The organism is Flavicella marina (assembly GCF_009193215.1).
Classification (GTDB): Bacteria; Bacteroidota; Bacteroidia; order Flavobacteriales; family Flavobacteriaceae; genus Flavicella; species Flavicella marina.
In genome coordinates this window covers 436,418-451,395 of the sequence record NZ_VYVA01000003.1, presented here as the reverse complement: position 1 = coordinate 451,395, position 14,978 = coordinate 436,418, and the positions used below count along the sequence as shown (strand labels likewise).

At 34.8% G+C, this 14,978-nt stretch carries 11 protein-coding genes; 7 read left to right on the top strand and 4 right to left on the bottom strand.

What is annotated here, in order from left to right:
* Positions 1 to 11: 11 nt before the first annotated feature.
* The 6 genes from gltB (at position 12) to F6P99_RS08970 (ending at position 9,664) form a co-directional block, all read left to right on the top strand.
* Positions 12 to 4,526 carry a glutamate synthase large subunit gene (gene gltB, locus F6P99_RS08995; RefSeq protein ID WP_226913051.1) on the top strand — a complete coding sequence of 1,505 codons (4,515 nt, stop codon included), beginning with the start codon at positions 12 to 14 and terminating at the stop codon, positions 4,524 to 4,526.
* A gap of 1 nt (position 4,527) precedes the next feature.
* A complete protein-coding gene (locus F6P99_RS08990) occupies positions 4,528 to 5,994 on the top strand; it encodes a glutamate synthase subunit beta (protein ID WP_152287136.1) in 1,467 nt (488 codons plus the stop codon).
* Between the two features lie 104 nt (positions 5,995 to 6,098).
* Positions 6,099 to 6,638 carry an SRPBCC family protein gene (locus tag F6P99_RS08985; RefSeq protein ID WP_152287135.1) on the top strand — a complete coding sequence of 180 codons (540 nt, stop codon included), beginning with the start codon at positions 6,099 to 6,101 and terminating at the stop codon, positions 6,636 to 6,638.
* A 139-nt stretch (positions 6,639 to 6,777) separates the two neighbouring features.
* Entirely contained in the window at positions 6,778 to 7,452 is a 675-nt protein-coding gene (locus F6P99_RS08980; RefSeq protein WP_152287134.1) for a TetR/AcrR family transcriptional regulator, read from the top strand.
* Positions 7,453 to 7,455: 3 nt separating this feature from the next.
* Complete coding sequence (locus F6P99_RS08975; protein WP_152287133.1) at positions 7,456 to 9,057, top strand: SulP family inorganic anion transporter; 1,602 nt, start codon at positions 7,456 to 7,458, stop codon at positions 9,055 to 9,057.
* 7 nt (positions 9,058 to 9,064) lie between these two features.
* Positions 9,065 to 9,664 (top strand): carbonic anhydrase family protein, encoded by a 600-nt coding sequence (locus F6P99_RS08970; RefSeq protein WP_152287132.1) that lies wholly within the window; start codon positions 9,065 to 9,067, stop codon positions 9,662 to 9,664.
* 54 nt (positions 9,665 to 9,718) lie between these two features.
* On the opposite strand, the gene F6P99_RS08965 is transcribed toward F6P99_RS08970, so the two are convergent.
* From F6P99_RS08965 to F6P99_RS08955, 3 genes are read right to left on the bottom strand one after another with little or no spacing between them, the layout of a single operon-like run.
* Positions 9,719 to 10,513, bottom strand: a complete 795-nt coding sequence (locus F6P99_RS08965) for a glucosaminidase domain-containing protein (protein WP_152287131.1) — start codon at positions 10,511 to 10,513, stop codon at positions 9,719 to 9,721.
* Entirely contained in the window at positions 10,510 to 11,442 is a 933-nt protein-coding gene (locus F6P99_RS08960) for a 1-aminocyclopropane-1-carboxylate deaminase/D-cysteine desulfhydrase (RefSeq protein ID WP_152287130.1), read from the bottom strand. Before F6P99_RS08960 ends, F6P99_RS08965 begins: the two co-directional genes overlap by 4 nt.
* A gap of 15 nt (positions 11,443 to 11,457) precedes the next feature.
* Positions 11,458 to 13,374 (bottom strand): ABC-F family ATP-binding cassette domain-containing protein, encoded by a 1,917-nt coding sequence (locus tag F6P99_RS08955; protein WP_152287129.1) that lies wholly within the window; start codon positions 13,372 to 13,374, stop codon positions 11,458 to 11,460.
* A 149-nt stretch (positions 13,375 to 13,523) separates the two neighbouring features.
* Between F6P99_RS08955 and F6P99_RS08950 the strand changes: the two genes are divergently transcribed.
* Positions 13,524 to 13,901, top strand: a complete 378-nt coding sequence (locus F6P99_RS08950) for a DUF983 domain-containing protein (protein ID WP_152287128.1) — start codon at positions 13,524 to 13,526, stop codon at positions 13,899 to 13,901.
* Here F6P99_RS08950 and F6P99_RS08945 read toward each other — a convergent pair.
* On the bottom strand, positions 13,898 to 14,944 hold the full coding sequence (locus F6P99_RS08945; RefSeq protein WP_152287127.1) for an NAD(P)/FAD-dependent oxidoreductase: 1,047 nt from the start codon (positions 14,942 to 14,944) through the stop codon (positions 13,898 to 13,900). The two genes, F6P99_RS08950 and F6P99_RS08945, sit on opposite strands and share 4 nt — an antisense overlap.
* Between the last annotated feature and the right edge of the window lie 34 nt (positions 14,945 to 14,978).

Below are 14,978 nucleotides of genomic sequence, written 5' to 3'. Positions count from 1 at the left end.
TTTTCAAGATTATGATAGAAAAACAAGGTCTATATACACCGGAATTTGAACACGAAAATTGTGGAGCAGGTTTTATTTGTAACCTAAAAGGTGAAAAAACGAACCAAATAATTCACGATGCATTAGAAATTTTAGTTAAACTAGAACACCGTGGAGGTGTTAGTTCTGATGGAAAAACAGGAGATGGAGCTGGATTGTTGATTGATATCCCTCATGACTACTTTAATAGAGTCTGTGAATTCGAAATTCCTGCACAGAGAGAATATGCTGTTGGAATGGTTTTCTTACCTAAAGTAGAAAACCAATATCAATATTGTAAGGATGTCTTCGAAAAAGAAATCAAAGAACAAGGTCTTGAAATCTTGGGTTGGAGAACTGTACCTGTAGACTCTACTCAACTTGGAGAAATTGCATTGGCATCTGAACCTAATATCGAACAATTATTTATCGGTAAGAAAGAAGCTATTGAAGAAAATATTTTCAAAGCAAAATTATATGCTGCTCGTAAGATTACAGAACACACTATATTAAGTTCAAAAATCTCTCAAAGCTCTTATTTTTATGTACCTAGTTTATCAAACACAACATTGATTTACAAAGGTATTATAATGCCAGAAGACATTGGACCATACTATACAGATTTGCAACAATCTGATTTGGTTACTCGTTTGGCATTGGTGCACCAACGTTTCTCTACAAATACGATGCCTGCATGGGAGTTAGCGCAACCATTTAGATATATGTGTCAAAATGGAGAAATTAATACATTGCGTGGAAACGTAAGTAGAATGCGTGTTCGTGAAGAGATCATGAAAAGTGATGTATTTGGTCCACAGATAGAAAAATTATTCCCTATCATATTACCTGGAAAATCAGATTCTGCTTCTATGGATATGGTAGTTGAATTATTAACACATACAGGTAGATCATTACCAGAAGTAATGATGATGATGATTCCTGAAGCATGGGAAAAACACGAAACAATGTCTGAAGAAAGAAAGGCATTTTACGAGTACAACGCATGCTTGATGGAGCCTTGGGATGGACCTGCATCTGTACCATTTACTGATGGTGATTATGTTGGAGCATTATTAGACCGTAATGGTTTAAGACCTTCTAGATACACAGTTACAAAAAGTGGTAAGTTAATCATGGCTTCAGAAATTGGAGTTGTAGAGGTAGCACCAGAAGATGTTGATACGCATGGTCGTTTAGAGCCAGGAAAAATGTTCTTGGTTGACATGAACGAAGGTCGTATTATCAAAGATGAAGAAATTAAAAGTAAGATTGTTTCTGAAAGACCTTATAAAGAATGGTTAGACAAAACAAGATTACACTTGAAAGACGTACCTCAAACAAGTACGGAGTGTCCAGTTGAAACATTAGACATTGCAACGAGATCACGTTTATTCAATTATACAATTGAAGATATTCAAGAAGTAATTACACCAATGGCACAAGTTGGTAAGGAAGCATTAGGTTCAATGGGTATCGATACACCATTAGCTGTTTTATCAGATCGACCTCAATTGATTTCTAATTACTTCAAACAATTATTTGCCCAGGTTACCAATCCACCATTGGATGGAATCCGTGAAGAGATTGTTACTGATATTAGTTTGGCACTTGGTAAAGACAGAAATATTTTCAGCATTACCGAAAGACAATGCCGTAAACTAAGAATTCAAAATCCTGTTATTTCTAACAATGATTTAGCAAAAATAAGAGATATTGACATTGAAGGTTTCCAAGCTGAGACCATTGAAATGTTGTATCCGAAAGACAAAGGATTGAATGGTTTGGAAGATGCATTGGATAACATCATCACACAAATCACAAAAGCTCTCGAAAGAAAAACGAACATTATTATTTTATCTGATAGAGGTGTAAATAAGGAGTTTGCTCCTATCCCTTCTCTATTAGCATGTTCATATGTACACCATCAAATGAACCGTTTGCGTAAGCGTTCGTACTTCGATATCATTATCGAATCTGCTGAGCCACGTGAGCCACATCATTTTGCAACTTTGTTTGGATATGGTGCAAGTGCCATCAACCCATACATGGTAAACGAAATTATCCGTTTACAAGTACAGCAAGGTTTCATTACCGGAATGGACGAGCAAAAAGCCGTTGACAATTTCAATAAAGCAATTGGAAAAGGTATTTTAAAAGTAATGAACAAAATCGGAATCTCTACTTTACATTCTTACAGAGGTTCTCAAATTTTCGAAATTGTAGGTTTCAACTCTCAATTTGTAGAAAAATACTTCCCATACACAGCTTCAAGAATCGAAGGTATTGGATTGTATGAAATTGAAAAAGAAATCAACGAAAGATATAAATACGCATATCCAGATACGCAAATCAAAAACCGATTAGGATTAAATATTGGTGGAGATTATAGATGGAGACGTAACGGAGAAAGACATTTATTCAACCCTACAACTGTTGCTAAATTACAACAAGCTGTAAGATTAAGTGATCAAGCTAGTTATGATGTGTATGCAAAAACTGTAAACGAACAGTCTGAAAACTTAATGACAATTCGTGGATTGTTTGAATTCGACAACTTAGATCCGATTCCATTAGACGAAGTAGAACCATGGACAGATATTGTTAAGCGTTTTAAAACGGGAGCAATGTCATACGGGTCTATTTCAAGAGAAGCACATGAAAATCTTGCTATTGCAATGAACAGAATTGGTGGAAAATCAAATTCTGGTGAAGGTGGAGAAGACCGAAGAAGATTCCAACCAAATGTAAATGGTGATAGTCGTAACTCTGCTATTAAACAAGTTGCTTCTGGACGTTTTGGTGTAACTTCACATTATTTGTCAAGCGCAAAAGAAATTCAAATTAAAATGGCCCAAGGGGCTAAACCTGGAGAAGGTGGACAATTGCCTGGTGAAAAAGTATTGCCATGGATTGCAGATGCTCGTAACTCTACACCATTCGTAGGGTTGATCTCTCCTCCTCCACATCACGATATCTACTCAATTGAAGATTTAGCTCAATTGATTTACGATTTAAAGAATGCAAACCGTGCTGCAAGAATCAATGTAAAATTGGTTTCTGAAGTAGGTGTTGGTACTATTGCTGCGGGTGTTTCTAAAGCAAAAGCAGATGTAGTATTGATTTCTGGATACGATGGTGGTACTGGAGCTTCTCCTTTAACATCGTTAAAACATGCAGGTCTTCCATGGGAACTTGGATTGGCTGAAGCGCAACAAACATTAGTATTGAACAATTTACGTTCTCGTATTGTTGTTGAATGTGATGGTCAATTAAAAACTGGACGTGACGTTGCTATTGCTGCTTTATTAGGAGCTGAGGAATTTGGTTTCGCAACTGCACCATTAGTAGCTTCAGGATGTATTATGATGCGTAAGTGTCACTTGAATACTTGTCCTGTTGGTATTGCCACTCAGGATAAAGATTTACGTAAAAACTTTAAAGGAACTCCTGAGCACGTAATCAACTTCTTCTACTACGTAGCTGAAGAATTGAGAAGCATTATGGCTGAACTTGGTTTCAGAACATTGGAAGAAATGGTTGGTCAAACGCATAAAATCAATGCAAACAAAGCAATCAAACATTACAAAGCAAAAGGACTTGACTTATCTGCTATTTTACACAGACCAGCTGCTTACAGCGAAATGCCTGTAAAAAATACCGAGACGCAAGACCATGGTTTGGATGATGTAATGGATTTCCAAATCTTAAAAGATGCACACCGCGCATTGTATAGAAAAGAAAAAATGGCACTTGAATACCCAATTATCAATACAGATCGTTCTGTAGGGGCAATTGTAAGTAACGAGATCTCTAAAATATACGGACATTTAGGTTTACCTGAAGACACGTTAAACATTAAATTCACAGGTTCTGCAGGACAAAGTTTAGGAGCATTTAGTGCTCACGGTTTAACTTTCACTGTAGAGGGTAATACAAACGATTACTTAGGAAAAGGTTTATCTGGAGCAAAATTGATTGTTAAGAAACCAGCAGAAGCTGATTTCGTAGCAGAAGACAATATTATTGTTGGTAACGTTTGTTTGTTCGGAGCTGTTGAAGGAGAAGCTTATATCAATGGTATTGCAGGAGAGCGTTTTGCAGTAAGAAATTCTGGAGCAACTACCGTTGTAGAAGGAGTTGGAGATCATGGATGTGAATACATGACAGGAGGTAAAGTTGTTGTACTTGGTAATACAGGTAGAAACTTTGCTGCAGGTATGAGTGGTGGTATTGCATACATTTACGATCCTGAAAATAAATTCACTAACGGATTGTGTAATACTGAAACAATTGAATTTGAAGACATCTCGTCTGATGATGCTGCTGACTTAAAAGGATTGATTGAAAAACACGTATTATACACAGATAGTAATAGAGGTAAAGAAATTTTAGCTGATTGGTCTACAAACTTAAACAGCTTTGTAAAAGTAATGCCAACTGAGTATAAAAGAGCCTTAGAGCGTTTAGCTAAAGGTGAAGTAATGGTTGAAGAATTAGAAACAGTATAACATGGGAAAAGTAACAGGTTTTAAAGAATTCGAAAGAAAAGACGAGCAATACACGCCTGTAAAAGATCGTGTACAAAATTATAATGAGTTTACAGTTCCTTTAAGTGATTCTGAAATTACTGAACAAGGTTCTAGATGTATGGATTGTGGTATTCCATTTTGTCATAGTGGTTGTCCACTTGGTAATTTGATTCCAGATTTCAACCATATGGTACATCAAGGTGAATGGAAGAAAGCTTCTTGGATTTTACATTCAACAAACAACTTCCCAGAATTCACAGGTCGTTTATGTCCTGCACCTTGTGAGAAAGCTTGTGTATTGGGAATCATAGAAGACCCTATTTCAATTGAAAACATAGAAAAAAACATCGTTGAACGTGCCTTTAAAGAAGGATGGATCAAACCACAACCTCCAAAAACTAGAACTGGTAAAACAGTTGCAGTTGTTGGGTCAGGACCTGCTGGTTTGGCAACTGCTCAACAATTAAACAGAGCTGGTCATACGGTTACTGTATTTGAAAGAGACGATGCTATCGGTGGATTGTTGCGTTATGGAATTCCGAATTTCAAAATGGAAAAAGGAATTATTGACCGTCGTGTTGCAATTTTAGAAGCAGAGGGAATCACTTTTAAAACAAACGTTAATGTTGGTGTAAACTACGATGTAGAAGAATTAAAAGCTTTTGATTCGATCGTATTGTGTGGTGGTGCTACTGAAAGAAGAAGTTTACCAACTCCAGGTATCGATGCTGATGGAGTTGTACAAGCTATGGATTTCTTGACACAACAGACAAAAGTTGTATTCGGACAAAAAATTAAAGATCAAGTTTTAGCTACTGACAAAGACGTTATCGTAATTGGTGGTGGTGATACAGGTTCTGACTGTGTTGGTACGTCAAACAGACACGGTGCGAAATCGGTTACTAATTTTGAAATTATGCCGAAACCTCCTGGACACAGATCTCCATCAACTCCTTGGCCTTATTGGCCATTACAGTTGAAAACATCTTCTTCTCATAAAGAAGGGTGTGATAGAAATTGGTTGATCAACACCAAGGAATTCATCAAAGATAAAAACGGAAAATTAACTGCTTTAACAACCGTGAATGTTGAATGGAAAATGGTTCCTGGTCAGCGTCCTCAATTGATTGAAATTGAAGGTACAGAAAAGACTTGGCCGTGTGATTTAGCATTATTAGCTTTAGGATTTACAGGTCCAGAAAGTACTTTAGCTGACAAATTGGGAATCGAGAAAGATGCTCGCTCTAACTACAAAGCTGAATACGGAAAATACCAAACAAACGTGCCAAACATCTTTACAGCTGGTGATATGCGTAGAGGTCAATCTTTGATTGTTTGGGCTATTTCTGAAGGTAGAGAAGCAGCTAGACAAGTAGATATTTACTTAATGGGTAAATCTGATTTACCTACGAAGAACGAAACAGGAGATTTGGTTGGAATCCAATAAAAATTCTTTCGTAAACAATATGAAAGTTCCTTTGCAATTATGTAAAGGAACTTTTTTTATGCCCTTTTATTTTTTTTGTAAATTAGATAGAAAAATACTTCATTATGAAAACTATAAAAAAACTGGGCGTTATTCTCGCTCTTATAATTGCCACTCCATTCATTATTGCATTATTTACTGCTAAAGACTACAGCGTAGAACGTTCCATTGCAATAAATCAACCTAAACAATTTGTTTTTGATTACATAAAATATTTAAAAAACCAAGACAATTACAGTAAATGGGCCACCATGGATCCTGATATGAAGAAAACATTTTCAGGTATTGATGGAACGGTAGGTTTTATTTCTGCTTGGGATAGCGATAATGATGAAGTAGGAAAAGGCGAACAAGAAATTCTCTCAATTGACGAAGGTAGGAGAATTGATTTTGAGCTTCGCTTTTTTGAACCCTTTCAATCCACTGAAACTGGTTTTATGACAACAAAACAAATTAATGATACCACTACACAAGTAACTTGGGGATTTAAAGGTCATATGGATTATCCTATGAATCTAATGCTGCTCGTTATGGATTTTGAAAAAATGCTTGGAGATGATTTCGACTATAGTCTGAATCAACTCAAAAAAATATTAGAAAAATAAACATAGTTGCCTCAAAAATTACTTGAGGCAATTTTATTTTCATGATATATCTCAGAAACAATACCCATATTTTTCGTATATTCACTATCTACGGTAATAGTAATACTATTACAAATACAACTAATAGTTGCAATGTGAAATGAATGACCTACATATACATATTGAGATCGACCCCGAATTGTACACAAAAAATCCAGATTCATCTGAATTGGGGAAAAAAATTATCTCAAATAGTATTGAACTTATTTATGACATAGGTTTTGAATTATTTACTTTTAAAAAACTAGGCAAAAGAATTAATTCGCCTGAAAGCTCTATTTATAGATACTTCGAAAACAAACATAAACTTTTAATCTATCTTACCAGTTGGTATTGGACATGGATGGAATACAGAATTGTATTTGCCACAACCAATATAAGCTCAGCAGAAAATCGATTAAACAACGCTTTAGATTTATTAACCAAACCCATTCTTATCGATAATGATTTCTCTTATGTGGATGAAGTAATGTTAAGCGAAATTATCTTTTCTGAATCCATAAAGGCGTATCATACGAAAAAAGTTGATGAAGAAAATGAAAACGGTTCATTTACATCATACAAATCGGTTGTGAATAGAGTAAGTGATATCGTATTAGAAATCAAACCTACTTTTCAATATCCTCATATGCTAATTTCAACCGTTATTGAAGGCGCACATCATCAAAAATATTTTTCTGAACACTTACCTTCACTCACTGATATGACGAGTGATAAAAACGCTATTACTAAGTTCTATAAAGAATTGGTATTTAATCTTCTAAAACCTAACTAAATTATGACAACTAACTTATTCAAACATTTTAAAAGTGACATCCCGGCGAGTATTGTTGTATTCTTTGTTGCCTTACCCTTGTGTTTAGGTATAGCATTAGCGAGTGGTGCACCACCGTTTGCAGGAATGATTGCTGGAATAATTGGAGGAATTGTTGTTGGTTCAATTAGTGGATCACAAATTGGAGTTAGTGGACCTGCAGCAGGTCTTGCTGCTATTGTGATGTCTGCGATTACAACATTAGGAGGCTATGAAAATTTTTTAGTAGCAGTTGTCATAGGAGGAATCATTCAAATAATATTTGGAATTATCAAAGCAGGTGTTATCGGATACTATTTCCCTTCTTCTGTAATTCGAGGTATGCTAGTAGGGATAGGTATTATCATCATCTTAAAACAAATACCTCATTTTTTTGGCTATGATAAAGATCCTGAAGGAGATTTTTTCTTTTTCCAAGTTGACGGTAGCAATACTTTTTCAGAAATAATCAATTCAATAAATGGCATCAACTTAGGAGCAACACTTATAGGGGCTCTTGCTCTTATTTTAATTATTGTGTGGAGTAAATATCTTGCAAAGAAAGCCAAAATATTCACCATAATTCAGGGTCCTTTTGCAGCAGTAATCATTGGTGTTATTTACTATATACTAACTCAGAACAATGCAACATTCGGAATAGAAAAAGAGCATTTGGTAAATGTACCTATACCGGATGACTTCAGTTCTTTCTTGGGACAATTTACTACCCCAAATTTTGCCGCCATTGGAAATAAAGAAGTTTGGATTACAGGTTTTACAATAGCCTTGGTGGCAAGTTTAGAAACTTTACTTTGTGTAGAAGCTACAGATAAAATTGACCCTAGAAAACGCGTTACACCGACCAACCGTGAATTATTTGCACAAGGAACTGGGAATATTGTTTCTGGATTGATTGGCGGATTACCAATTACACAGGTAATTGTTAGAAGTTCGGCAAATATTCAATCAGGTGGTCAGACAAAATTATCGACCATTGTACATGGTTTCCTATTATTGATTTCAGTTCTGGCTATCCCTACCCTTTTAAACATGATTCCACTTTCTGTATTAGCTTCTATTTTATTGATTGTTGGCTATAAATTAGCCAGCCCAGAGACTTTCAGAAAGATTTTAAAATTAGGATGGCAACAATACGTACCATTTTTGGTAACCGTACTCGTTGTTCAATATAACTTGTTGGTAGGAATCGGATTAGGTCTGGTTATTGGAGTAATCATTGTCATGTATAAAAGTTACCAAAACTCTCACTTTTTACATATCGAAGAAACGGACTCAGATCATCACTATATGAAAATGGAACTAGCGGAAGAAGTAACATTTTTCAACAAAGGAGCTATTATGCGTGAATTAGAAAACATCCCAAAAGGCACTTATCTAGAAATCAACCTTTTAAAAACAAGATTTTTAGACAACGACATTATTGAAATATTAGAGGATTTCATAGAAAAAGCCAAAAATAGAAATATTAATCTTAAATTGAACTCAAAACGAGGTGTTGTTGAAAACCCTGAAAGTTTTGTAGAGTTCTTTAACAATAGACCTAAAAGTAAACTATCACTTAAATAATACTACTATGAGAACGCAGACGAAAGAAACACAGCAAAATATTACTCCTAAAATAGCTCATGAAATTTTAGTGAATGGAAACAAGAGGTTTGTTCAGAATCTAAGGTCTATGCGTAATCTACAAGATCAAGTAATCGCTACAAGTGAAGGTCAATACCCGTTTGCCGTAGTATTAAGCTGTATAGATTCACGAGTACCTGCTGAACTGGTATTCGATCAAGGTATTGGTGACATTTTCAGTGTGAGAGTTGCCGGAAACGTTGTCAACGAAGATATTTTAGGTTCAATTGAATACGGTTGTAAAGTAGCAGGTTCAAAAATCGTTGTTGTATTAGGACATACCAAATGCGGTGCTGTAACTGCAGCTTGCAAACAAGTAGAACTAGGGAATATTACAGCATTATTAAGTAAAATACAGCCGGCTGTTCAGCAAATTGATCAAGAAAAAACGAATGCCATTGAAGAGACTTCTATCGTTAATGTAGCACATTCGATTGAACGTATTAGAAACGAAAGTCCAATTCTAGCGGATATGGAAAAAAATGGAGAAATTGAAATTGTAGGTGCTTCCTATGATGTTAGCACTGGCATTGTTCAATTTTTATAAAAAGTAAATCTTTACAATAAAAAAATCCCTTTCGTATATCGAAAGGGATTTTTTTTATTCAACTACCAGTATTTGACCGACACTGATATCATTGGAAGTTAAATCATTCAAGGACTTTATAGCATCCACAGTTGTTCTAAATCGTTTCGCAATAGCATACAGCGTATCTCCTTTTCGTACACGATAACGTTTGTTTTTTACTTTTTTCGTATCATCGATTTTTTTATGTAAAACAATCTTATCGTAATGATCAAGATTATAGGTTTCTACCAGTCGAATCAACTTGTCTGGATATCTTTTATCAGTTGCATAGCCTGCCTTTTTCAAACCTTTTGCCCATCCTTTGTAATCGTCTTTCTTAAGATCAAACAAAAACTCATAACGACCTCTATTTCTTAAAAACAATGAATGATCACGATAAGAGCTTTCTACATGCTTATATTTTCTAAAACATTCCTGTTTTTCATCGTCATCATGCCTTACAGATTCACCATGCCAGCGGCTATGACATTTGATTCCGAAGTGGTTGTTCGATTTTAACGCCAAATTACTTACACCATTACCCGATTCTAAAATACCTTGTGCCAATGTGATACTTGCTGGTATTTTGTGCTTTTTCATTTCATCCATGGCAACAGGAGCATAATGACTAATATATGCAATTGTTCGAGGATCTAAACTCTCTTTTTCTCTCTCTAATTTTTCGATTTCTTTATTGACGTCTTCATTGTCAGTTTCAACAACCTCTAAAACGGGTTTTGTCTTTTGGGTTGTTGCTACTGCTTTTTTGTTTGAACCACAACTCACTATCAAAGAGGCGAAAAAAACAACAAGTATTAATTTATTCATTCTATGTTTGCTAATATTGGTAATCCTTTTTTTTCTAATAACACATTCATTCCACGAATACCTTGTAACCCACCGGTATGGATCAACAGAATTTTAGTGCCACTTTCGAATGCATCTTTTCGAATCAAATCTAACACACCGTACACCATCTTACCAGTATATATCGGATCTAATAAAATATTCGTCTCTTTATAAAAATCATTCATAAAAGTAATTAATTCTTCATTGATTTTCGCATAACCACCAAAATGATAATTCGATTCAAGATTCCAATTAGTTTTTGAAACATTATTTTCAATTTCAGCTTTCAAAAACGAACCTTTTAAAGCAGGAAAACCCAAGATTCGTTGAGACGACTTGGAAGCGTTAATAATGCCAGAAATCGTTCCTCCTGTCCCCACAGCCGTACAAATAACATCAAAATTCGCTGTTGCTTCACTTACAATTTCTTCACAGCCTTTTATTGCCAAATCATTTGTCCCCCCTTCTGGTAAGATATAACAGTCTTTGAACTTGTCTTGAAGTTGCGACAAAAACTCTTGAGTATTTTTCAACTTGTACTCAGACCTTGATATAAAAACAAATTCCATTCCAAAATCTCTTGCTTGTTTTAGTGTGGCATTTTCATTTAAGGTTTTTTCTAAATCAACACCCAGCTCTTCACCTCTTATAACTCCGATTGTTCGAAAACCAAACTCTTTACCCGCTCCTGCTGTGGCCAATATATGATTCGAGTAGGCTCCTCCAAATGTCACCAATTGTTTTGCACCCGATTTTTTTGCGACTTGAATATTATAGAAGAGTTTGCGGTATTTATTCCCAGAAATAATAGGATGCAATAAATCTTCTCTTTTTAAAAACAAAGAGATCCCTTTGCTTTTAATTTCTGGAAGAAAAACTTCTTGTATACTACTATCCTTTCCTTTCACACCGAGTTATCCAAGTTATGCGTATGAACTGACTTGTTCATCCAATTCTGCCCATTTGTCCATCAAGGAATCTAGATTGTCCTTTTCAGCTTGATAAGATTTAAAAAACTCAGGGTCTGCAGCTGTCTTTTCATAATCATCAGACAAGAGCGCATCCATTTCTAATATTTTCTTCTCTGTGTCTGCAATCGTTTTTTCAACTTTACTCAATTTATTTTTAAGTTGTTTGAGTTCTTTTTCTTGCTGACGACTTAATTTATAAGCTTCTTTTTTTGATTCTTTCTTTACTACAACTTGTGTTTTCTTTTCAGCTTCTCGAAGATTTTCAAGCTTGTGCTCCTCTAAGAAATAATCAATATCACCTAAATACTCTTTGATTACCTTGTCCTTAAATCCAAAAACCTTATCGGTTAACCCTTGTAAGAAATCTCTATCGTGCGATACCAAAATCAACGTTCCTTCGAATTGCTGAAGTGCTTTTTTCAGAACATTTTTAGAAGCAATATCCAAGTGATTGGTTGGCTCATCCATAATCAATACATTGAATGGAGAAAGCAGCATCTTACATATCGCTAAACGATTTCGTTCACCTCCTGAAAGCACCTTCACTTTCTTCTCTACATCATCTCCCCCAAACAAAAATGCTCCCAACATATCTCGTACTCGCATACGATTTGTGTCGTTAGCGGCATCTTCCATGGTCTCTAACAAGGTTTTCTCACCATCTAAATATTCTGCTTGATTTTGCGCAAAATAACCGATTTCAACATTATGACCTAGTTTTATTGAACCTGAATAATCAATCTCACTGACCATCATTTTAGCCAAAGTAGATTTCCCTTGACCGTTTTGGCCTACAAAAGCAATTTTTGCCGACCGTTCAATCATTAAATTCACATTGTCAAGAACATGTTTATCTCCATAACTTTTAGAAACAGCTTCGGTTTCAACAACAATTTTTCCTGGCTGCTTCGATATCGGAAACTTTACATTCATCACGGCATTGTCTTCCATATCAACTTCAATTCGCTCAACTTTGTCTAGTTGTTTGATTAAAGATTGTGCCATAGAAGCTTTATTTGCTTTAGCCCTAAATTTTTCAATGAGTTGTTCTTTAGCCTTGATCTCTTTTTCTTGATTTTTTTGAGACTGTAATTGTTTCTCGCGAATTTCTTCACGCAAAACAAGATATTGAGAATACGGCTTTTTATAATCGTAAATTTTACCAAGGGATATTTCAATCGTTCGATTGGTGACATTGTCCAAAAACATTTTATCATGCGAGACCAACACAATTGCACCAGCATATGATTTTAAAAAGTTTTCTAACCAAATAATCGATTCAATATCTAAATGGTTTGTAGGCTCATCTAAAAGTAAAATATCATTTTGTTGCAAAAGTAACTTCGCTAGTTCAATTCTCATTCTCCAACCTCCTGAAAAAGTATCGGTGAGTTTGTTAAAGTCTTCTCTTTGAAAACCTAAACCTTGCAGTATTTTTTCTGTATCTCCTTGATAATTGTAACCTCCTAATAGTTCATAACGAGTAGTTACCTCATCCAAATCATGAATTAACTGTGTGTAATAATCACTTTCGTAATCTGTACGAGTTGCCAATTCTTCATTGATTTGATTTATTTTTTTTTCTAGCGAAACAATTTCTTCAAAGGCCTGGTATGCTTCTTCCAAAATTGTTCTACCAGCCACAAAATCGATATCTTGACGTAAAAAACCGATACGTACATCTTTTTCCAAAGCCAATGTACCTCCATTGTTTTCTATATCCCCAGAAATTACTTTTAATAAAGTAGATTTTCCTGCACCATTCTTTCCTACCAAACCAACTCGATTCCCTTTTTCTAACTTAAAAGTAATCTCAGAGAAAAGGTCTTCACCAGCGAATGAAACCGTTAAATTATGAACGTTAAGCATCTATAAACAAGTATTATTGATTCAAATTTGAGTTTTGCAAAGCTATCATATTTTTTAAGATATCTCGCTAGAATTTAATGAGTTTCTAAGCTAATATTAAGACCTCTTTAAGAAATTCATTTGTATCTTTGTAGAAAGAATAGTGCAGCATGTTTTTAAAAAAAGGAACCAAATTATTTAGCATTTTAAAACAAAAATGTCCTCAATGTCAAGAGGGTGATTTTTTTGTTGAAAAAGGAGGTTTCAAATTAAAAAACGTAACAAAAATACACGACAACTGTCCGAATTGTAATTTTAAATACATGATGGAACCTTCGTTTTTCTACGGTGCTATGTATGTATCTTACGCGTTGTCGGTTGCAATCGCCATCGCTACTTTTGTAATTACGAATGTTTTCTTTGGTTTGGAATTATTGGAATCTTTTTTAGCGATTGTATTGATCCTTATTGGTTCCACTCCTTTTAGTCTAAGATTATCTCGTATGATTTGGATTAATATTTTCGTTTCTTACAAAAAGAAAGATTAAGCCTTTTTAAAACGTTTTATATCTGACTCTGGATCTAAAGCACTACCATTTTCGATGTGTTTGTACAACTCCAACGACACCTTTGGTGCAATCATCACACCCCTTGTACCTAATCCGTTTAAAATTGCCAATTGACCATATTTTTCATGAATACCTACCAATGGTCTCCTGTCTTTTACGGTAGGTCTGATACCGGCTGTTTGTTCGATTATTTTATAGGGAACCGTAATAAAACTCTCTAATTTCTCAATCAATTCATCACGACCTTCTTGCGACGGATGCAATGTTTTATCATGCCAATTAAATGTTGCTCCTACTTTATAGTAATGATTCCCTAATGGCAAGACAAATACTGCAGCTTTTATTAGAAAATCTACATCTAATTCAGGAGCGTGAATGGTGAGCAATTCTCCTTTTGCTTCGTTCATCGGCAAATCCTTGAAAAATGGATTTTTATGCATTCCGTATCCTTCACAAAAAACAATTTTTGAAGCTGAAACACCTTTGTATTTAACACCATCCTCTAAAAACTCAATCCCTGTATAATCGAAAGATTCCAAATAAATTAAATCTTCTTTTTTAAGATGCGCTTTATAATCACTCAGCAAAGATTTTGTATCAATTCTACCTGTATGGTTCAATTTACCGAAGCCACTTTTCGCAATTATTCCGTTATATTTTTTGGTAATAATATTTACATCCATGTACGACGACAACTTTGGTTTATCAGAAGCAGCAAACCAATTATTTTGTTCTTCTATAGATTTAAAAATTCTATATGTCGGTATTTTAAAATCGTAAACTGTATTGAATTTCTTTTCAATTTCTTTATAGAAAGGCAACGCCAATTTAAGTTGCTCGGTTCCTTGCCAAACCGGTGTAAAGCGTTTTAATACCACCGGGTTGTATACACCTCCTGCTACATTTGATGAAGTTTGAGACGAATTTTCGTACACAATAAAAGACTTATTATTGTCTTCCAACCTTTTTACAAAAGACATTCCCGCCAATCCAAAACCAACAATTATATAATCTACTTTCATACTTTTAAAAATCAAAAAAAAGCTCTTGAATGAA

Excerpts from the sequence above, each read along its gene's own strand:
- gltB (WP_226913051.1), top strand. The coding sequence starts at position 12 with ATGATAGAAAAACAAGGTCTATATACACCGGAATTTGAACACGAAAAT.
- F6P99_RS08990 (WP_152287136.1), top strand. The coding sequence starts at position 4,528 with ATGGGAAAAGTAACAGGTTTTAAAGAATTCGAAAGAAAAGACGAGCAA.
- F6P99_RS08985 (WP_152287135.1), top strand. The coding sequence starts at position 6,099 with ATGAAAACTATAAAAAAACTGGGCGTTATTCTCGCTCTTATAATTGCC.
- F6P99_RS08980 (WP_152287134.1), top strand. The coding sequence starts at position 6,778 with ATGAATGACCTACATATACATATTGAGATCGACCCCGAATTGTACACA.
- F6P99_RS08975 (WP_152287133.1), top strand. The coding sequence starts at position 7,456 with ATGACAACTAACTTATTCAAACATTTTAAAAGTGACATCCCGGCGAGT.
- F6P99_RS08970 (WP_152287132.1), top strand. The coding sequence starts at position 9,065 with ATGAGAACGCAGACGAAAGAAACACAGCAAAATATTACTCCTAAAATA.
- F6P99_RS08965 (WP_152287131.1), bottom strand. The coding sequence starts at position 10,513 with ATGAATAAATTAATACTTGTTGTTTTTTTCGCCTCTTTGATAGTGAGT.
- F6P99_RS08955 (WP_152287129.1), bottom strand. The coding sequence starts at position 13,374 with ATGCTTAACGTTCATAATTTAACGGTTTCATTCGCTGGTGAAGACCTT.
- F6P99_RS08950 (WP_152287128.1), top strand. The coding sequence starts at position 13,524 with ATGTTTTTAAAAAAAGGAACCAAATTATTTAGCATTTTAAAACAAAAA.
- F6P99_RS08945 (WP_152287127.1), bottom strand. The coding sequence starts at position 14,944 with ATGAAAGTAGATTATATAATTGTTGGTTTTGGATTGGCGGGAATGTCT.